At 64.8% G+C, this 19,237-nt stretch carries 13 protein-coding genes; 5 read left to right on the plus strand and 8 right to left on the minus strand.

Annotation, left to right across the window (positions count from 1 at the left end; all coding sequences use genetic code 11):
* Positions 1–273: 273 nt before the first annotated feature.
* Positions 274–2,313 (minus strand): TonB-dependent receptor, encoded by a 2,040-nt coding sequence (locus E6B08_RS06150; RefSeq protein WP_136913211.1) that lies wholly within the window; start codon positions 2,311–2,313, stop codon positions 274–276.
* Positions 2,314–2,485: 172 nt separating this feature from the next.
* Between E6B08_RS06150 and E6B08_RS06155 the strand changes: the two genes are divergently transcribed.
* Positions 2,486–2,707, plus strand: coding sequence for a VF530 family DNA-binding protein (locus E6B08_RS06155; RefSeq protein ID WP_133332077.1), 222 nt, complete (start codon positions 2,486–2,488; stop codon positions 2,705–2,707).
* A gap of 1 nt (position 2,708) precedes the next feature.
* Positions 2,709–3,344, plus strand: a complete 636-nt coding sequence (locus E6B08_RS06160) for a Pr6Pr family membrane protein (protein WP_136917337.1) — start codon at positions 2,709–2,711, stop codon at positions 3,342–3,344.
* A 135-nt stretch (positions 3,345–3,479) separates the two neighbouring features.
* Here the strand turns inward: E6B08_RS06160 and E6B08_RS06165 are convergent, their stop codons facing one another.
* From E6B08_RS06165 to E6B08_RS06175, 3 genes are all read right to left on the minus strand, one after another.
* Complete coding sequence (locus E6B08_RS06165; RefSeq protein WP_136913212.1) at positions 3,480–4,238, minus strand: siderophore-interacting protein; 759 nt, start codon at positions 4,236–4,238, stop codon at positions 3,480–3,482.
* Positions 4,231–4,776: a PadR family transcriptional regulator gene (locus tag E6B08_RS06170; RefSeq protein ID WP_136913213.1), complete on the minus strand. Its 546-nt coding sequence runs from the start codon at positions 4,774–4,776 to the stop codon at positions 4,231–4,233. The genes E6B08_RS06165 and E6B08_RS06170 overlap by 8 nt, the downstream gene beginning before the upstream one ends.
* Positions 4,777–4,866: 90 nt before the next feature.
* The gene (locus E6B08_RS06175; RefSeq protein WP_136913214.1) at positions 4,867–8,004 is read right to left on the minus strand and encodes a transglycosylase domain-containing protein; all 3,138 of its coding nucleotides are present in this window, start codon (positions 8,002–8,004) and stop codon (positions 4,867–4,869) included.
* A 671-nt stretch (positions 8,005–8,675) separates the two neighbouring features.
* On the opposite strand from E6B08_RS06175, the gene E6B08_RS06180 reads away from it, so the two are divergent.
* Positions 8,676–10,022 (plus strand): glycosyltransferase family 39 protein, encoded by a 1,347-nt coding sequence (locus E6B08_RS06180; RefSeq protein WP_136913215.1) that lies wholly within the window; start codon positions 8,676–8,678, stop codon positions 10,020–10,022.
* Between the two features lie 186 nt (positions 10,023–10,208).
* Here E6B08_RS06180 and E6B08_RS06185 read toward each other — a convergent pair whose 3' ends face one another.
* Both E6B08_RS06185 and E6B08_RS06190 read right to left on the minus strand, forming a co-directional pair.
* Positions 10,209–11,819, minus strand: coding sequence for an FMN-binding glutamate synthase family protein (locus E6B08_RS06185; RefSeq protein ID WP_136913216.1), 1,611 nt, complete (start codon positions 11,817–11,819; stop codon positions 10,209–10,211).
* A 121-nt stretch (positions 11,820–11,940) separates the two neighbouring features.
* Positions 11,941–16,221, minus strand: a complete 4,281-nt coding sequence (locus E6B08_RS06190; RefSeq protein WP_136913217.1) for a DEAD/DEAH box helicase — start codon at positions 16,219–16,221, stop codon at positions 11,941–11,943.
* A gap of 140 nt (positions 16,222–16,361) precedes the next feature.
* Here E6B08_RS06190 and E6B08_RS06195 point away from each other — a divergent pair, with 140 nt between their 5' ends.
* Entirely contained in the window at positions 16,362–16,775 is a 414-nt protein-coding gene (locus tag E6B08_RS06195) for an NUDIX hydrolase (protein ID WP_136913218.1), read from the plus strand.
* Here the strand turns inward: E6B08_RS06195 and metR are convergent.
* Positions 16,759–17,676 (minus strand): transcriptional regulator MetR, encoded by a 918-nt coding sequence (gene metR / locus E6B08_RS06200; protein WP_136913219.1) that lies wholly within the window; start codon positions 17,674–17,676, stop codon positions 16,759–16,761. The two genes, E6B08_RS06195 and metR, sit on opposite strands and share 17 nt — an antisense overlap.
* Before the next feature lie 197 nt (positions 17,677–17,873).
* On the opposite strand from metR, the gene E6B08_RS06205 reads away from it, so the two are divergent.
* Entirely contained in the window at positions 17,874–18,869 is a 996-nt protein-coding gene (locus E6B08_RS06205; RefSeq protein ID WP_136913220.1) for an alpha/beta fold hydrolase, read from the plus strand.
* Between the two features lie 13 nt (positions 18,870–18,882).
* Here E6B08_RS06205 and E6B08_RS06210 read toward each other — a convergent pair whose 3' ends face one another.
* Positions 18,883–19,218: a GlpM family protein gene (locus E6B08_RS06210; protein ID WP_136913221.1), complete on the minus strand. Its 336-nt coding sequence runs from the start codon at positions 19,216–19,218 to the stop codon at positions 18,883–18,885.
* Positions 19,219–19,237: the final 19 nt, after the last annotated feature.

A 19,237-nucleotide genomic window follows, 5' to 3' on the forward strand; every position in this document is an offset into this window, starting at 1 on the left:
GCGCAATTACAGTAGTAGCAGCCGGCATTGATTGTTCCGCACAAGACAGCGCTGTCTTTTGAAAATCGTCTTTTGAATAAAAAACGGCCAAGCGCAGCGGGCCGTGGAGGGCTCACTGTTCAGGACGCTATCTGGATCGGATTAATCGTTTCAGCTTGGGCGGGAGGATATAGCGGTGCCAGCGTGAAAAAAAGACAAATTGTCGCAGGGAATCGTTGCCGATTCGGTAAAAGTAGCGAGCCCATCGCCGGTAGGCCCGGCGATGGGCATGGCTCAGAAGGTGGTTCGCAGCCCAACCTCGACGCTGCGCCCCGGGGCCGGCGCGATGTCGCGCAGGATGGAACTGGCATAGCGCACGGTCTGGTCGGTCAGGTTTTCGCCCCGCACGAATGCCAGCCATTGGCTCTGGCCGATATCGAAGCGATAACCGACGCTGGCACCCAAGGTGGTGTAGCCATCGGTGCTGGTTTCGTTGTCCGGCTTGCGGTGTTGCGACGCGGCATGCTGCACGTCGACCCGTGCCTGCCAGCGGTCCAGTTCCCAGACCAGCCCGCTGTTCAGGCGCAGGGGAGCGATGCGCGGCAGGGGTTCGCCGCTGTCGAGGTTCTTGGCCCGGGTATAGTCGCCGGACAGCTCGAGGGCGAAGCTGCCGTAGCGATTTTCCAGCAATTGCCAGCGGTCCTGGGCTTCGATGCCATAGAAACGTGCGCGTACGCCCTGGTATTGGTACTCGGGGAAGCCGTCCTCGTCATGGTCGTGGTCGTCTTCATCATGGTCGTGGTCATGGCCTTCGCGCAGGTTGCCGGTGCCGATCAGGCCGATGTAGTTGCGAAAGTGGCTGTAGAACACGCCGACACTGCCCTTGTGGGTGCCGTTGTCGAAACGCAGCGCGAGGTCGGCGGAAATCGCCTTTTCCTTGTTCAGATTGGCATCGCCGACCTCGTAGGCGCCGGTGGCCACGTGCGCGCCGTTGGCGTACAGCTCGTAGAACGTCGGGGCGCGCTCGGTATAGGCCAGGTTGGCCGCCACGGCCCACACCGGGTCGAGTTGGTAGACCGCGCCGGACGACAGGCTGTAAGCGTTGAAGGTACTGCTGCTGTCGGCATCGACGAAGTTCTCGTTGCCCTTGGCGTCCGGGTCGACCCGAGTGTGCTCCATGCGTGCACCCAGGCTGAGGTTCAGGCGCTCGGTAGCCTGCCATTGCTCTAGGGCGAACAGCGCCAGACTGTCGGTATCGGTGTGCGGGACGAAGGCTTCTTCACCCAGGGCGGAGAATTCGTTGCGGCTGACCTGCGCGCCGATCACCCCCTCCAGCGGCCCCAGCGGCTGGTGGCGGGCCTCGATGCGGGCCTCGTAGCCCTTGTTCTTGAAGGTCGTGTGCACCTCGCCTTCTTCGATCTCGCTGTGCTGATAGTCGGTGTAGCCGGCATCGACTTTGACCGAACTGAACGGCCCGTCGAGGTCGCGCAGTTCCGAGGCGAAGGCGTAGTGGTCCTGCTTCATGTCCAGGCGCACACCCGACTCGGCCACCGAGCCGTAGTTGCTGTCGTAGCGGCTGTAGGACAGGCCCGCGTAGCCGTGGTCCCAATGGTAGCTGCCGCCGATGGCGCCGCCATCCTGACGCCCGTCGCTGTTCTCCAGGCGCCCGTGTTTGCCGGGATTGTCAGCGTCGCGCACGTTCGAGCTTTGCGCATAACCGGGAATGCGCAGGTCGTTGAACTGGCGGCTGTTGGCATCCAGATGCAGGGCGAATGCGCCGTTGCCGGCTTCCAGCTTGCCGGCGCTGCTGCGAGTGGTGTCGGCACCGCCATAGCGCAGTTCACCGGCCCCGTGGATGCCCTCGATGGGGGCGTCGGGGATGCGGTTGTCGAAGGTGTTGACCACGCCACCGATGGCATTGCCGCCATACAGCAACGCTGCCGGGCCGCGCACGATCTCGACGCGGTCGACGGTGACCGGGTCCAGAGGCACCGCATGGTCGTAGGACAGCGACGAGGCGTCCAGGGCACCGACGCCGTTGCGCAGAATGCGGATGCGATCGCCATCCAGGCCACGAATCACCGGTCGGCTGGCACCGGGGCCGAACCAGGTGGACGCGACACCGGGTTGCTTGTTCAGGGTTTCGCCCAGGCTGCCATGTTGCTGCTGGAGCAGGTCGTCGCCTTCGAGCACGGTGCTGGGCGCGGCGAGTTGGCCATTGCCCAGCGGGTTGGCGGTGATGACCTGGGGGGCGAGTTCCACGGCCTGGCTGGGTGAAGCGGCCAGCCAGAGTGCGATGGCGAGGGGGGAGAGGCGTAGCGGGATGTGCTGCATGGGGGCGAGGCGTTCCTTGGCAGATTCTTTTGTATTGTTACTGTATAACATCACTATTTCAGCACAGGGACTTGAGCCTTGGCCAGCGCTTTCTGCAAGGGCGCCGCGAGCATCGTGCTCAGCATCGGCCACTACACTCGTGTAAGGTGCGCATCTTTTACGGAGCACTGGCATGAGCACGGCCCAACACAATGCGCTGCACGGCAAGACCCTGGAGCAGATCCTCACCGAACTGGTCGCCCACTATCAGTGGCAGGGCCTGGCCGAGCGCGTCGACGTGCGCTGCTTCAAGAGCAACCCGAGCATCAAGTCGAGCCTGACCTTCCTGCGCAAGACGCCCTGGGCGCGGGAGAAGGTCGAGCAGCTCTACGTCAAATTGCAGCGCAATGCCTGAGCTGCCGGCCCGCCCGTGGTTGACCGCAGCGGCCGTGCTTGGCTGGTTCGCCCTGGCGGTGCAGGTCTACCTGGTGCTGCTGGCCCGCTGGCAGGAACAGGCCAGCCTGATCGGCGGCCTGGTCAATGTGTTTGGTTACTTCACGGTGCTGAGCAATACCTTGGTGGCGACGGTGCTCAGTTACGCCGCATTCGGCCATGAGGGCCGCGCGAGGCGCTTTTTCCTGTCGCCTGCGGTGAGTTCGGCGGTGGCTGCAAGCATCGTGCTGGTGGCGCTCGCCTACAGCCTGTTGCTGCGCCACCTCTGGCATCCCGAGGGCTGGCAGTGGCTGGCGGACGAATTGCTGCACGACGTGATGCCGCTGCTATACGTGCTGTATTGGTGGTCCGAGGTCCCCAAGGGCAGCCTGCGGCTCTGGCACCTGGCGCTGTGGGCGTTGTATCCGGCGGTGTATTTCGCCTATGCGCTGTGGCGGGGGAGTGAGATCGGCGTGTATGCCTATCCGTTCATCGATGTGGCCAGCCTCGGGTATGGGCAGGTCATGCTCAATGCGCTGGGGGTACTGGCGGGGTTCTGGGCTATCGGCCTGGTGTTGCTGGGACTGGACCGGTGGCGGGCGTCGCGGGGTTTCGCGTAGGTCGTAGGGGCCCTATCGCCGGCAAGCCGGCGCCTACACATAGGGCGCGCCTCAACGTCTGCAGCGCAATTCAAAGGCGAGTTGCCATCGTGTAGGAGCCGGCTTGCCGGCGATGGGGGCAGGACAGACGACGAATCACTCGTCGTCCGCAGTCCCATCGGCGCGCCAGTAGGCCGCGGCCTTGAGCGCATCGTCCGCCACGCCCTTGTCCAGCAGCAGCGCCTTGGCCTGGCGGGTCAGTGATTTCTCCAAGGCCACCCAGCTGTACAGCTTGCCCGCAGGCAGTGTCAGCCCTTGGATCAGCGCCAGCAGGTTTTCCTCACGTTTCACCCAGATCACTTCGACCTGCGCCTGGCTTGGCAGCGGCTGGCGCTCCTGGTCGTCCTCGATCTGGATCACCGCCAGCACTTTGCGACCGGCTGGCAGTTCCTCAAGACGCCGGCCGATAGCCGGAATGGCGGTTTCGTCGCCGATCAGCAGGTAGCTTTCGAAGATGTCGGGCACCACCATCGATGCCCGTGGCCCGGCGATGTTCAGTACCTGTCCGGGCGCCGCCTGGGCGGCCCAGGTCGACGCGGGGCCGTCGCCGTGCAGGACGAAATCGATGTCCAGTTCGTTGGCGACCAGGTCGATGCGCCGTGGCGTGTATTCGCGCATGGTCGGTCGCACGCCGCCATCCCGGCCCAGGCCCCCGGCCTCCAGGGCCTGTTGCTGTTCGGGCGTTTCGGCGAACAACAGCTTGATATGGTCGTCAGTGCCCAGGCTGGTGAAACCCTGCAACTCCGGGCCGCCCACGGTGATGCGGCGCATGCGTGGGGTCAGGTCGGTGACGCGCAGCACCTCCAGGCGGCGGCGGCGAATTTCGTGGTTGACGCGGTGAATGGTGTCACTCATGGGTGTTCTCCGTGACAAGGGCGGCCGGCCCGGAGGCGATGGCCTTGGCGGTTTCGTTGAGCAGGCTGCGGACCCGTTCGATCTCTTCCGGAGTCCAGCGGCCACTGTGCATGTGCAAGGCGTGGCGCAGGTTGCCGACCGCCTCGTGGATTTCCGGCGGGCGATCATGGCCGCGCAGGGCGCGCTTGCTGACGTCGATGCGCATGCGCACGCCGTCGAGGGCGACCGCCTGTTCGGTGAGGGCCTGGCGGCCAGCGTCGGTGATGGCGTAGAGGCGCTTGCTGCCCTGGGGCTGGCCGCTGATCAACTCGGCCTCCTCAAGAAAGTTGAGGGTAGGGTAGATGACCCCGGGGCTCGGGCTGTAGCTGCCATCGAAGAGTTTTTCGATCTGGCGGATCAGGTCGTAGCCGTGGCCAGGCTGCTCGGCGAGCATCGACAGGATCAACAGCTTCAGGTCGCCGGGGGCGAATACCCGGGGGCCACGCTCACCGCGGCCGGGGCGGCGCTCCAAGGGATCATGGGCGTAGGGATCGCGCATGGGGTGAGGCTCCGTGTGTGTTTAGATATATCGCAAGATATTACTCAAGATATATCTAAACACAAGCCTCTAAATGCCGATGATTCTCATCTAGCTATTCGATGGGTTGCCCGAACGTATGGCCACCTGCGGCGGTTTGCACTCGTTCGGGTTGCCCGGCTGCAGGTACGGCATGAGGATCGGCGCCATGCCCTTGAGTACCTGCACAGGCAGCGCCGAGGTGAACTTGAATGCCTCGGCGGTCTTGCCCGGTACGAATGCGGTGAGGGTGCCGAAGTGGTTGTCGCCCAGGTAGAACACGAACGTGGCGGTCCGGTTGAGCGAACGCGAGCCGATCAGCCGGCCGCCGGCGCCGAAGCTCTCGATGCGGTTGTCGCCGGTACCGGTCTTGCCGCCCATCACCAGTGGAGTGCCGTCCTGCAGCTTGAAGCTGCCGGAGATTCGCCGGGCGGTACCGGCATCGACCACCTGCGACATGGCACCTTTGAGCGCTCGCGCCACTTCCACCGGAAGGATGCGCTGGCCGCGGTCCGGGTCGCTGATCAGTTTGGTTTCGTAGGGCGTGTTGGCGGCGAAGTGCAGGGTGTCGATGCGCAGGGTCGGCAGACGCACGCCATCGTTCTGGATGATACCGACCAACTCGGACAAGGCGGCTGGCCGGTCGCCGGAGCTGCCGATCGCGGTGGCCAGCGATGGCACCAGATGGTCGAACGGGTAACCCACGCGCTTCCAGCGCTGATGGATCTCGGTGAAGGCCTCGATCTCGACCATGGTGCGGATGCGGCTATCGCGGGCGCCCTGGTGGCGGCTCTTGAACAGCCAGCCATAGACTTCCTGGCGCTCGAAGTGGCTGGCGTTGAGCATTTCGGTCAGGGTCGCGCTGGGGTTTTTCAGCAGGTAGCCGAGCAACCACAGGTCCAGCGGGTGGACCTTGGCGATGAAGCCTTGGTCGGGCAAGTCGTACTTGCCGGGGCCATAGGCGTCGTACATCTCCACCAGGCGTCCGTCGGTGAGCTTGGCCAGCGCTGCCTTGTCGTCCTTGCTGTGCGCGCGCACGAAGGCGTTGAAGGTTTCCTGGCCTGCCTCGGGGAACAGGTAGCGGTGCACCGCGGCCAGCCGCTGCGGGGTGACGCGCATGCTGTCGAGGAAGGTATCCAGGCGCTGCTGCGAGGTCTTGCGCTGGTACTTCTTCCAAAAGCGCATCAGGTAGTTGGAGCCTTCCTTGTCGGCGAAGCGGGCCAGATATTCCTGGCGGCGTGGGTCGGAATCGTCCTTGAGCAACGGTACGCGGTTGTACGGCTGCTGGTAGGTGACGTAGCGCACGATGTCGCGCATCAGGCGGATGAACGGCAGGTTGATCGATTCGCGCAGGGCATCCTTGAGGGTCGGGTTGCGGCCGTTGTCCTCTTTGCGGAAGTTGTTGAACACGTGCATGCCGCCCCCGGTGAAGAACGCCTCGCCGGTGTTGGCCGAGTACTTGCGGTCGAGCGCTGCGTCGAGCATGGCATCCAGGCTTTGGTTCTTGCTGTTTAGCGCCAGCCACTCCAGCGACCACTGGGTGATGCGGTCGAGTTCGGCGACCTCGACCTTCTTCAGCTCGGCAGCCGGCTTGCCTGCGTACTTGTCGTGCAGCTCCGCGATGATTTCCAGGTAGGTGGTGAGCACGCGCAGCTTGGCGGTCGAGCCGAGTTCCAGTTTGCTGCCTTCGTTGATGTCGAACGGCTGGTCGGTGCTGTCGGTCTGCACCCGGACCCGCGAACCATCGCCAGTGCGTTCGAACAGGGTGAAGCTGTAGCTCACCTGGTCGGTGGTCTTGGAGGTCAGCAGGCGTTCGCCGATCAGGCCCATCTGCGCGGCGAACTCGGGGTCGGCGAGGTTTTTCAGATACTGGCTGACCTGGACCTGCAGGTCGGCCTGCAAGGTGCTGGTGGCCGACAGGTCGAGGCGGTCGAGGTCGTACAACGGGCGATTGAGCATCCCAGCCAGGCGGTTGCGTGCCAGACTGATGCCCTTGTTGGTGATGATCGGCACGATGGTCGGTTGCGCCACCCAGTCGCGGTATATCGCCTTGCTGGCCAGGGCCGCGTCGGCCAGGGGGCGATCGATCACGTTGTTGGCGGCCAGCACGCGGATGTGCGAGTCGGTGAGTTCGGCAAGCTCCGTGCGGCCTTTGGACAGGTAATGCGACGGCCGGCGCTGGGCGATCATCAGCGACAGCACCTGGCGCAGGGCCAGGCCGCGGGCGGCCATGCTCTCGGCGTCGCTGGCGGTGGAGGTCAGGGCCTGGTTGACCTGGTCGAAGTCGGCGCCGTACCACACGCGCAGGCCTTCGGCCATGCCGTGTACCTCGCCATGCCCTGGTACTGCCGACAGCGGCACACTGTTGAGGTAGTCGCGCACGATGCGTTGCCGCGCCTCTGTGGTGTCCGGGCCGCCCTGGTAGGCGCGCACGCTGGCGGAAATCATCTGGCGGATCTTCTCGGCCCCCGAGACGGTCAGGCCGTCGGGCGAGTGGCGGTACTTCTCCAGCTGCGTGGCGAGGGTACTGCCCCCGGCGGATTGGCCCGGCAGGGCGAGGTACTTGGCCACCTGGCTGTAGGCGGCCTTGGCGAAACGTGGCCAGTCCACGGCCGGGTTGTTGCGCGGGTCCTTGGTATCCAGCAGGTCACGGTTCTCGATGAACAGCAGGCTGTTGACCATCACGGGCGGGATGGCAGCGAAGTCGGGATACAGATGCTGCGGGTAGTTGTACTGGTAGAGGGTGTCGCCGCGGCAGTCGGTGATCGACAGCCCGGCCTGGATCTTCTCTATGTAGGGGGCGAACAGACCATGGTTGACGTAGCTCATCAAGGCTGGCGAGAACTGCACCTGCTCGCTGATCAGGTAGTCGCGCTTGAGCAGGCGCGGCAGGAACTCGCCCAGTGCGCTATACCCCAGGCGTTTGTCGAAAGGCCCTTCGCCGGGGTAGACGATAGCGTCGCTCGGGCCGCGTTGCAGGGAGTAGGTGAGGGTACCGGCCAGGCGGCTGAATTCACGTGATTGCAGGTTGGAGGTACGGAACTCGTCATACGCGGCGAAGCCGATGGCGATGATCGCCACCAGCAGGATCAGCAGGATCAGCCGCCACCACAGCCGGCGCTGACGTGGGGACTTAGGCTGTGGCACTTCGGCCTGAGGTGTCGTGGGTGCTTCCGTTCTGCTTGGTTCCGATTGCCACAGTGCGCCCATAGTCTTCAATCCGGCCAGGTGTTTTCGTCTTGCTTGCCTGAAGCTTAGACGTTGGCGGGGTGAGGTGAAAAAATTGTCGAATCCGTGGGTTGAAAAGGTTCTTTACGGATTGTCTGGGGGGCTTGGCTTGGTTTGGCATTGAGAGTGGGCACGATTCATTTTGTGTAGCGGCGCTACCGGCCCCTTCCGCCTTTACGGCGGGCTACTTTGTTCTTGGACAAAGTAGCGCAAAACCGCTTGCTCCCACATACGGCCCCTACGCTGCGCTTCGGGGTTCCCTCGCTTCGGCGACTTGCGGGCCCGCGCGGCCTACGACTTGCTGCGCAAGTCTACATCTCGCGCCTCCGGCTACGCCGGAGGGTGCTGCGCACCTGGCCCTCCAGCCGCCTACGCTCGGCCTCCTGAGGTCGCGGGTAGATCAAGATCAACAGCAAGATCAACAGCCAGAGCGACGGCAGGCGAATCGCTGCGCTCTCGCTGTTTACCTTCGTTTCGTGTAGGCGCGGCTGGCGCGGTCTGTCTATCGAAGATAACGCCAGGAGCGGCGCTATACAAAATGGATCTTTGCCAGTCTCAATGGCAAGCCAGGCTGTCAACTGATAATTCTGTCAGTAGCTCTACCGACTGAATATCGCCAAGCTTGACAGTGGGGAGCTTGGGAGGCCGCAAGGATGCTGGAACGAACGTCGGAAATGTCCGCAACTACCCCTTCATCATGGCGAGCGGCAAGCCTGAGCAAGGTGGGGACGGTCGGATTGATCTTGCTGATAGCCGTCATCGCCCGCCTCAACCAGGTCGGCGTACCGCTTATCTGGTTTGACGAGGCGTTCAGTGTATGGCTAGCGCGCCTGCCCCTCGAGCAGATGATCTATTTCACGGCATCTGACGTGCATCCACCCCTGTATTACCTGGTACTGCATTACTGGATGGTCGGGTTGGGCGACAGCGTACTGGCTGTGCGGGGCTTGAGCGTCCTGTTCGGTACGGCCACGGTAGCGGTGGGAATGTTGCTCGTACGCCGTGTATACGCCTGGCCGACGGTGGTAATGGCGGGCCTGTTGCTCGCCCTGTTTCCCATCGCCGTGCGGTACAGCCAGGAAACACGCATGTACGCCATGCACGGCTTCTTGATGCTATCGGCGTTGTACGCGTTGTCGGCATGGACCAGGCAGCAACGCAGCGGCTACCTGTTGGCCTATATGCTGCTGATGATCCTCGGCATGTATACCCATTACTTCACGTTGCTGGCGGCCATGGCCAGTTGGGTGTGCGTAGCGTTGCTCCGCGGCGATGGCGGTCGTCGCTTGATCCTGGCGCGGTCTTGGTGGTTGTGCAATTTGACCATCGCTCTGGCCTTGTTGCCCTGGCTGGCAACGATGCTCCGGCAGGCAACGGAGCCCAGGGGGTTGAACTGGATCGAGCGCCCCAGCGTCCAGACGTTGCCACTTGCCACATGGCGAGCGTTCACCCTGGGTGTCGAGGCGCCCTATGTCGCTGTGCTGATGTCGCTGCTGCTAGCCATCTTGCTGATCGCCGGGGCCCTTGCGGTTCGCCTGGATCAGACGCGTGGTCGGCTCTGTTGGATACTGGCTGGCTTCTGTTGCGTTCCGCTCCTGGCTGCCTGGTTCGGCTCTTACTACAGACCTATGTTCATGGAGCGCTATTTGCTCTTTGCCTTGCTCTGCATGCCCATACTGCTGGCGATCTTCTTCTCCAGGCTATCCTGGTATCGGCTGGCATTGTCATTGGGCACCTGTCTCGCGCTCGAGGGCGTGGGGCTGGTCTACCTCTATACGCAATCGTCGAATCTGAACGGGGGAACCAGTTGGATCGGCAATCGGCTGGATTGCGTCATGGCCGAGGTCGGCAAGCGTTGGCAGCCCGGCGATGTTCTCGTGGCCGGCACATCGCCATTGATCCTCGACTTCTACAACAAGTCAGGTCAACCCCTGTATGTATATAGCGACACCCCGCCAAGAAGAATGACCGACCGCTTTATCCTGCTTCGCTCCAACTGATCGTGACCAATCCGTCGATGCTGGTGCGACAACACAAGCGAATGTGGTGGCTAAGCGATGGAAAGGTATCGACCGCCGAGCGCGAGCTCGAACGGTCCTTGATCAAACAGGACGAGATCGGCAAGGGCACATCCCGAGCATTGCTGTTCGTTGCGCCCTCGTCTGCAGGAAGGTGAACCTCACGCACTAAGCGGCATGCGGTTCGAAACTGTCGGCCCTCGCCATCCGCCACATGCGCGAATAGAACTCGCCGCTGATCTCGCCGGTCAGCAATTCGCCGGGTTTGAGAAACACATGCATCTGCGAGAACAGCTTGATCTCGGTGGCCGACACGCGTCGTACCAGATGCTTTGCCTCCAACTGCGCCGGGTGTTCCAGCCCCGCCGCAGCGAGCATTTCGGCCAGGGCGCGCAGGGTGTTGTGGTGGAAGTTCAGCACCCGCTGGGCCTTGTCCGGCACTACCAGCGCACGTTGGCGCAACGGGTCCTGGGTAGCAACGCCGGTCGGGCATTTGTTGGTGTGGCAGCTTTGCGACTGAATGCAGCCGATGGCGAACATGAAGCCACGGGCCGAGTTGGCCCAGTCGGCGCCGATGGCCAGCACGCTGGCGATATCGAAGGCGCTGACGATCTTGCCGCTCGCACCCAGCTTGATCTTGTCGCGCAGGTTGAGGCCGACCAGGGTGTTGTGCACGAACAGCAGCCCCTCGCGCAGCGGCACGCCGATGTGGTCGGTGAACTCCACCGGTGCTGCGCCGGTCCCGCCTTCCTTGCCATCGATGACGATGAAGTCGGGCAGGATGCCGGTCTCGAGCATGGCCTTGGCGATGCCCATGAACTCCCACGGATGGCCCAGGCAGAGCTTGAAGCCCACCGGCTTGCCTTCGGACAACTCACGCAGTTGGGCGATGAAGTGCATCATCTCGACCGGGGTGGAAAACGCGCTGTGGCGTGAGGGCGAGATGCAGTCCTCGCCCATCAGCACGCCACGGGTCTCGGCGATTTCCTGGGTTACCTTGTGCTTGGGCAAAATGCCGCCGTGGCCGGGCTTGGCACCTTGGCTCATCTTGATCTCGATCATCCGCACCTGCGGGTTGCGCGCCTGTTCGGCGAAACGCTGCGGATCGAAGCGCCCATCGGCGGTGCGGCAACCGAAGTAACCGCTGCCCAGTTCCCAGACGAGGTCGCCGCCGTGCTCGCGATGGTAAGGGCTGATGCTGCCCTCGCCGGTGTCGTGGGCGAAGTTACCGAGCTTGGCACCTTGGTTGAGGGCACGGATGGCGTTGGCGCTGAGTGCGCCGAAACTCATCGCCGAGATATTGAAGATCGAAGCCGAGTAGGGCTGGGTGCACTGCGGCCCACCCACGATGATGCGAAAGCTCGCCGGGTCGGCGAGCGGGGCGGGGCGCATGGAGTGGCCAATGAACTCGAAGCCCGACTGGTACACGTCGATCAAGGTACCGAAAGGCTTGTCCGCGCCCTCGTTCTTGGCGCGCGCGTACACCAGCGAGCGTTGCGCGCGGGAGAACGGCAGTGCCTCGCTGTCGGCCTCCAGCAGGTACTGGCGGATTTCCGGGCGGATGCCTTCGACCAGATAGCGGATGTTGCCGAGGATCGGATAGTTGCGGCGCACCGCGTGGCGGCTCTGCAGCAAGTCGAACAGGCCGATCAGGCTGAGCACGCCGGTGGTCAAGGTGAATGGCCACAACCATTCGTGGTGCAGCAGCGGCAGGGTCGCCAGGGTGAACAACACGCAGGCGGCGAAGACGGCATAGCGACTGAGAAGTGACAGGCTCATACAGGGTCCTTGCGATGGCTCGGTCAGGCTCAGGGCCTGGGCAAACGTCGAACATAGCCGGGATGCGCAGCGGTTGAAAATTAAAATCGGGGTATCGAAAATGATTCGCGAAAGAAATGGCTCAAAGCATGTCGCGGAGCAATTTCTGGTGCCAGCTTTGCTGTTGCTCTGGCGAGGCCTCGACCAGGTAGCTGTAGCGCCCGGCCACTCGCGCCGCTACTGGCACGCCATCGCGATAGAGCAGGCGGTTGCCGCTGATCGCCGGCACTTTCGCCCCGGGCAGCAGTGAGCCGATCAGGTTCAACGGATCGCTGGCGCTGATCACCGTCAGCACGCCGGTGGGTTCGCGCCGACGTACCTGCCTGAGCAAGCCGACTGCCTCCGGCAAGGCGAATTGTTCGCCAGCGAGCCCGGCGATGAAGCGCCCGCCACGAATCTCACCGCGCGCCTCCAGGCGGTGGTAGCAGCGCAGCAGATCGCGCCAGGGCGGCAGCACATCGCTTTCGCGTTCCAGCAGTCGCCAGCAGATCACCCCGTAGCGGCGCAGCAGGGCGTGGGCGATGTGCTCGAGGCGCTGGTGCTCGTCCAACGTTGAAGTACCCCGGCGCAGCAGTGCCCAGCGTCCGGCATGGGCCATGCTGCTGGAGATCGGCGGATGGCCGCGCCGGCTATTGCGCGATGAGCGTTTAGCCGCCGGGGTGATCAGGCTGCGCAGGCCGCTGAAGCTGTCGGCACCGACCAGCCCGGCGCCGACCAGCCCCTGTAGGGCGCTTTCGAGCTCGCTGGGCAACAGGTGGGCCTCCTGCGCCAGTTCGTCGAAAAACAGCGCCCCTTGCTCCTGCAGCACGGCATGCACGCGTTGCGCACGTGCGCCCAGCTCGTCCAGCGCCGGCACCGGGGCGAGGCTGCGCCATTGCGCCAGGTGTTCACGCGCCAGCAACACCAGGGGCGTGCTCGACAAGGTATTGCTGGAGACCGTCGCCGCCAGTCGGCACCAACTGAACTGCCCGCTGCGGCAGGCCTCGTCGAGCCAATGCGGGCTGTAGTCGGCGATGCGCGCCGGTAGCAACTCGGCTTCCCAGGCCCCGGCTGCGCTGGGAAACCCCTGCAACTGGCCCAGCACTTCGGCCACTGCCTGTGGCCCGCGCAGGCGTGCGTCGGCAGCCAGGTGCTGCCAGTCGAAAAGAAAGCGCATGTAGTCCTGCAGGCTGACCGGCTCGATCTCGCGGCGCAAGCGCTTGACCGTGTAGCGATGGATGCGCGCCAGCAGGTGGCGTTCGCACCACTGCACGTTGGCCTGCCCTGGGCTGAAATGGCCACGCAGCACATAGCCATCGGCTTCCAGGCGGGCCAGTGCCTGCTCCACCGCCGGGCCTGGCTTGCCCAGTGGCGCGGCGATCTGCGCCAGGGTCAACGGGCCATGGCCGCTCATGCGTGCGCGTAGCAGTTCGCTCAGGGCGTTGTCGGGCTCGATGACTTGGTCAAAACCGGGCAGCAGCGGCAGTTGCGGCTCGGCGCGCGCACCTGGGTATACCGCCTGCAACAGGTTCTGTCGTTCGCGGGCCAGCCACAGCTTGTGATCCGGCAGGCGCAGGGCGCGGCCACCTTTGGCCAGTTGCCGCAGCAGCAGGTCCCAGCCGGGGTTGGCCTGGACTTCCTCCTGGTTGATGGCGCCAAGGCTCATCAAGGCTTCGTGCATCTCGTCGGCACGGGTTGGCTGCGGCCAGGCTTCTGCAGCCACGGCGGCAATGGCATCGGCGTCCAGCGCGCCCAGGTCGTCGCCGCTGTGCACTTCGTTCCAGCGTCGGTTGAGTACCGCCTGGGTGCGCCGCTCTTCCAGCGGCGCGTCGTCGAGGAAGGCATAGGGCCGCGCATTGAGAATGGCCGAGGCCAGCGGCGAGGGCGCGGGCAGGTCGCGGCTGAGCAGGCGCACCTCGCCGCTTTCCATGCGCCGCAAAAGGGCCAGCCAGCCTTCGCTGTCCATCGCTTCGTGGAGGCAATCGTCGAGCGTTTGTTCAACCAGGGGATGTTCCGGGATCTCCCGTTCGCCGGCGAGGTTCTCCAGGCAGGCGATCTGGTCTGGGAACACCGCGGCGATCAGGTCCTCGCTTTTCATCCGCTGGATCTGCGGCGCTACCTTGCGCCCACCAACATAGCGCGGCAGGGCCATGGCAACGGCGGCGTTCCAGCGCCAGCGCACGCCGAACAACGGCGCGTCGAGCAGTGCCTGGACCAGGATGGGCTCGGCGCTGCGGCTGTTCAGGTAGCGCCAGACTTCGTCCAGTTCGAAGCTGTGACTGGTGGACAGCGACAGCACGATCGCATCCTCGCTGGCCGCCGCCTGCAGTTCGAAATTGAACGTGCGGCAGAAGCGCTTGCGCAGCGCCAGGCCCCAGGCCCGGTTGATCCGGCTGCCATAGGGCGAGTGGATGATCAGCTGGGTACCGCCGGACTCGTCGAAAAAGCGCTCCATCACCAGCGTCTGCTGGGAGGGCAGGGCGCCGAGCACTTCGCGGGTGCGACCCAGGTAGTCGAGCAATTGGCTGGCGCTGTCCTCGCCCAGCTCGAAGGTTGCCTGCAGCCAGGCCAGAACCTGCGCGAAGTCGCCGCCGGCGAGCGCCAGCTGCTCGTCGAGACGGGCCTGCAGCCGCGCCACTGCGGCGGACAACTCGTCACTGCGCCCCGGCGCCTCGCCCAGCCAGAACGGGATGGTCGGCGGCAGCCCGTGGGCGTCTTCCACGCGCACACGTCCGGGCTCGACCCGCAGGATGCGGTACGAGGCATTGCCCAACTGGAAGATATCGCCGGCGATGCTCTCCACCGCGAAGTCCTCGTTGACGCTGCCGATGTTCAGCGCCTGGGGTTCGAGCAGCACGGCATAGTCGGCGGTTTCGGGAATGGTCCCGCCGCTGGTCAGCGCGGTCAGTTGGCTGCCCCGGCGCCCGCGCAGCATGCCGCTGACCGCATCGCGGTGCAGGTAGGCACTGCGTACGCCCTGGCGGCCGTTGTAGCCCTCGGCGAGCATGCGCAGCAGGGCCTGGTAGTGGCCAATGTCGAGGTCGGCGTAGGGCGTGGCCTGGCGCAGGCAGTCGAACAACGCCTGTTCCGGCCAGTCCTGGTTGCTGGTCTCGGCGACGATCTGCTGGGCGAGTACGTCCAGCGGTGCCTTGGGGATGTGCAACTGGTCGAGTTCGCCCAGACGGATACAGTCGAGCAAGGCCACGCATTCGATCAGGTCGTCGCGCGAGGTGGGGAACAGGCGGCCTTTGGGAGTGCCCTCGACCTGGTGTCCGGACCTGCCCACCCGTTGCAGGAACGCGGCAATCGAGCCCGGCGAGGCGATCTGGCAGACCAGGTCGACATCGCCGATGTCGATGCCCAGCTCCAGCGAGGCGGTCGCCACCAGGACCTGCAACTGGCCACTCTTCAAGCGTTGCTCGGCCTGAAGGCGCAGCTCCTTGGCCAGGCTGCCGTGGTGCGCGGCGACCGCTTCCTTGCCCAGGCGGTCGCTGAGGTGGCGCGTCAGGCGCTCGGCCAGGCGCCTCGTGTTGACGAATACCAAGGTGGTGCGATGTTCGCGGGCCAGGGCGGCCAGGCGGTCGTACACCAGGTTCCAGACATCGGTCGCCATGACCGCGCCGAGCGGTACCGGCGGCACCTCGATGGCCAGGTCGCGCTGGCGCGCATGGCCGACGTCGACGATCGCGCAGGGGCGATGCTGGCCGACCAGAAACTGCGCGACCCGCTCCACCGGACGTTGGGTGGCTGACAGGCCGATGCGCCGCAACGGTCGGCCGCACAGGCTTTGCAGGCGTTCCAGAGTCAGTGCCAGGTGGCATCCGCGCTTGTTGCCGGCCAGGGCGTGGATCTCGTCGACGATGACCGTGTGCACGTTGGCCAGGCCCTGGCGTCCGGAGGCCGAGCCCATCAATACGTACAGCGATTCGGGGGTGGTGACCAGGATGTGCGGGGCCAGCTTGCGCATGGCTGCGCGTTCTTTCTGCGGGGTGTCACCGGTGCGCACCGCAGTGGTGATGCGCGGTGCTGGCAGGCCCTGTTCGTCGAGCTGCTGGGCGATGCCTTCTAACGGGGCTTGCAGGTTCAGGCGGATATCGTTGGACAGCGCCTTGAGCGGCGAGACATAGACCACCTGGGTGTGCGCGGGCAGTTCGCCGCCGTGGGCCAGGCCCGCGCGGAAAAGTTCGTCGAGTACCGCAAGGAAGGCGCTGAGGGTCTTGCCGGACCCGGTCGGGGCGGCGAGCAGCATCGACTGGCCGGCATGGATCAGCGGCCAGGCGCGAGCCTGAGCGTCGGTGACCGTGGCGAAATGGCGACGGAACCAGGCGCCGACGGCAGGGTGAAACAGCTCGAGCACCGGGTGCTGGTGGGCTGGCAGGTTCATGTAGTGGTTATGGTGGGGATGATCGGTTTTAGCAAGGGGCCGTTCGTCGCGGATCCCGGTAGACTGATGCGGCCCTGTCGCCGGTCTGGCGGCGATAAGGCCGGTAGAGACGCCATTTCACTTTTCCCAGCGAGCCCCCCATGCCCAACACCATCCGCATCGCCGCCGCCCTGCTGATCGACTCTCAGGGTCGTACCCTGCTGGTACGCAAGCGCGGCACCCAGGCCTTCATGCAACCTGGCGGCAACATCGACGCCGGCGAGACGCCTGTGCAGGCCCTGGTGCGTGAGCTGCACGAGGAACTTGGCCTGCGCATCGACCCGGCCCAGGCCAGCCACCTGGGCCAGTTCAGTGCCCCGGCGGCCAACGAGCCGGGTTTCGAGGTGCAGGCGCAATTGTTCCGGGTCGAGACCGACGCCGTGGTCACTCCCGCCGCGGAAATCGAAGAGGTGGTCTGGCTGGCCCCCGATCAGGCGCCAGCCCTGGCGCTGGCGCCCCTGACCCGCGACCTGATCCTGCCGCTGTACCGCCAGGCGCTCAACGCACCGCGCTGACGCCGTCGAGGGTGGCGAACGAGGTGTCCTTGGCGGTCAGCAGGAAGTCGCGCATGTAGGGCGCATCGAGCATGTCGGTGCGCACCGCGGCATAGAGCGTGGCGAACAGGCCTTTCTCGCCCAGGCGCTTGCCCTTCACGTAGCCCCGCGAGCTGTACTCGTGCAATGCCCAGTGCGGCATGCCACAGACGCCACGGCCGCTGGCCACCAATTGCATCATCATCACCGTCAGCTCCGAGGTGCGCACGGCGGCAGGCTCGATGTCGGCGGGTTCGAGGAAACGGGTGAAGATATCCAGGCGATCACGTTCCACCGGGTAGGTGATCAGTGTCTGGTCGATCAGGTCCTGGGGCACGATATATGGCTTGCTCGCCAACGGGTGTTGGTTGGCCACCGCGAGCATGGCCTCGTAGGTGAACAGCGGCACGTAGGTGATACCGGCCAGGTCCAGCGGGTCGGAGGTGACGACCAGGTCCAGGTCGCCGCGCGCCAGGGCGGGCAGGGGGGCGAAGGCGAAGCCCGAAGCCAGGTCCAGTTCCACTTCCGGCCAGGCATCGCGGAACTGGTCGATGGTCGGCATCAGCCATTGGAAGCAGCTATGGCATTCGATGGCCATGTGCAGGCGTCCGGCCGTGCCGCCGGCCAGCCGCGCGATATCGCGCTCGGCGCCGCGCAGCAGCGGCAAGGTAGCGTCGGCCAGTTGCAGCAGGCGCAGGCCTGCGCTGGTGAAGCGAATCGGCTTGGTCTTGCGCACGAACAGCGGCAGGCCCAGGCGCTCTTCAAGTTCCTTGAACTGATGCGACAGCGCCGACTGGGTCAGGTGCAGGCGCTCGGCGGCCTCCACCAGGCTGTCGGCCTCGCGCAAGGCATGAAGGGTTTTCAGGTGACGCATCTCCAGCACGGCTGACTCCGGGAACGAAAATGGGGGAACAAACGGGACGAGTTGAGTTTCCCTCATGTTGCTGCGTCTGTCGACAGGTGACTGTCAGTGACCGCTCGGCAGCGGTCATCAAACTGTCACTGAACTGTGGCAGCGCGAACGCATGGAATTCATCAGACTCGCGATCTACTGGGGATCTGCATTCTGGTGTTTCTTTCATGCGGGCTTTACGTGTTCTTGTCTTCTTTCTATTCAGCATGCCAATGGCGTTCGCCGAACAGCGTTGCGCCACCGATGTACCGGTGCAACGTGCCGAGGTGGGCGAGATCAGCCTGGTCTACCAGAGCGTCGGTGCGCCTCGCGACCCGGCGCTGCTGCTGGTCATGGGCCTTGGCGGGCAATTGATCCACTGGCCCGACGACGTGGTCGAGGCCCTGTGCCGCCAAGGTTTCCGGGTGATTCGCTACGACAACCGCGATGCCGGCCTGTCGCGTTGGAACCAGCCGCCACCTGCGGCCAACCTGACCGTCGAACTGCTGCGCTACAAGCTGGGCTTGGCAGTGACCGCGCCCTATACCCTGACCGACATGGCCGATGACGGGCTGGGCCTGATGGACGCCCTGCAGATCCAGCAGTTTCATGTACTGGGCGTAAGCATGGGCGGGATGATCGCCCAGCACATGGCTGCCATGGCGCCCGAGCGTGTGCGCAGCCTGACCTTGGTGATGTCGAGCTCCGGTGCGGCAGGCCTGCCGGCACCGGCCCCGGCGCTGGTAGCGCTGCTGGCCCGGCGCAGTGCGCCCAGCCGCGAGGTGGCCATCGAACAGCAGGCCGACCTGCTGGCGGCACTGGGTAGCCCGCAGGTGCACGACGATCGTCAGACCCTGTTGCAACAGGCGGCAGCCGCCTACGATCGGGCGTTCAACCCCGAGGGGGCGAAGCGCCAGATTATGGCGATACTGGCCGAGCCGAGCCGGGTCGAGCTGCTCAATCAATTGCGCGTGCCAACCCTGGTGGTGCACGGCACGGCCGATCCATTGCTGCCGGTGATGCACGGGGTGCACCTGGCCGCGCACATCCAGGGCAGCCAGTTGCGCCTGATCCCGGGGTTGGCGCACCGCTTCCAGGCGCCGTTCAAGGCGCCCCTGCTGGGCGCCGTGCTGCCCTACCTGCAAGCGCACCGGCAGGACATGACCCACCTGGCCGGGCTGTAAGCCGGCAGGCGCCTCAGTGCAGGCGCACCCATAGGGTAACCAGCACCGTCGCTGCCATCAGCCAGGCGACGGTGGCCAGGGCCAGCGACGCCTCCAGGCGCAGGCGATCGACCAGCACGTAGAGCGTCGCCAGGTACACGAAGTAGGGGATGATCGACCACATGCCGAAGGCGATGGTGGTCTTCAGGGCGTCCACGCCACGGCCCTTGCCGACGATGTAGTGGGCAATCAGGGCGAAGGTCGGGAACAGCGGGACCAGGCCGGCGATGTAGTAGTTGCGCGTCTTCGACAGGATCGCCAGCAGGACTACCACGCCAGCGCCCAAGGCAGCTTTGAAAACCAGATCCACGTTGTCTATCCAGAAGGGG

The organism is Pseudomonas putida, from assembly GCF_005080685.1.
Taxonomy (GTDB): Bacteria; Pseudomonadota; Gammaproteobacteria; order Pseudomonadales; family Pseudomonadaceae; genus Aquipseudomonas; species Aquipseudomonas putida_V.

Bases quoted from the DNA above. Each gene is read 5' to 3' on its own strand.
- E6B08_RS06190 (WP_136913217.1), bottom strand. From the start codon at position 16,221: ATGAACCTGCCAGCCCACCAGCACCCGGTGCTCGAGCTGTTTCACCCT.
- E6B08_RS06150 (WP_136913211.1), bottom strand. From the start codon at position 2,313: ATGCAGCACATCCCGCTACGCCTCTCCCCCCTCGCCATCGCACTCTGG.
- E6B08_RS06155 (WP_133332077.1), top strand. From the start codon at position 2,486: ATGAGCACGGCCCAACACAATGCGCTGCACGGCAAGACCCTGGAGCAG.
- E6B08_RS06165 (WP_136913212.1), bottom strand. From the start codon at position 4,238: ATGAGTGACACCATTCACCGCGTCAACCACGAAATTCGCCGCCGCCGC.
- E6B08_RS06170 (WP_136913213.1), bottom strand. From the start codon at position 4,776: ATGCGCGATCCCTACGCCCATGATCCCTTGGAGCGCCGCCCCGGCCGC.
- E6B08_RS06205 (WP_136913220.1), top strand. From the start codon at position 17,874: ATGCGGGCTTTACGTGTTCTTGTCTTCTTTCTATTCAGCATGCCAATG.
- E6B08_RS06175 (WP_136913214.1), bottom strand. From the start codon at position 8,004: ATGGGCGCACTGTGGCAATCGGAACCAAGCAGAACGGAAGCACCCACG.
- E6B08_RS06185 (WP_136913216.1), bottom strand. From the start codon at position 11,819: ATGAGCCTGTCACTTCTCAGTCGCTATGCCGTCTTCGCCGCCTGCGTG.
- E6B08_RS06180 (WP_136913215.1), top strand. From the start codon at position 8,676: ATGCTGGAACGAACGTCGGAAATGTCCGCAACTACCCCTTCATCATGG.
- E6B08_RS06195 (WP_136913218.1), top strand. From the start codon at position 16,362: ATGCCCAACACCATCCGCATCGCCGCCGCCCTGCTGATCGACTCTCAG.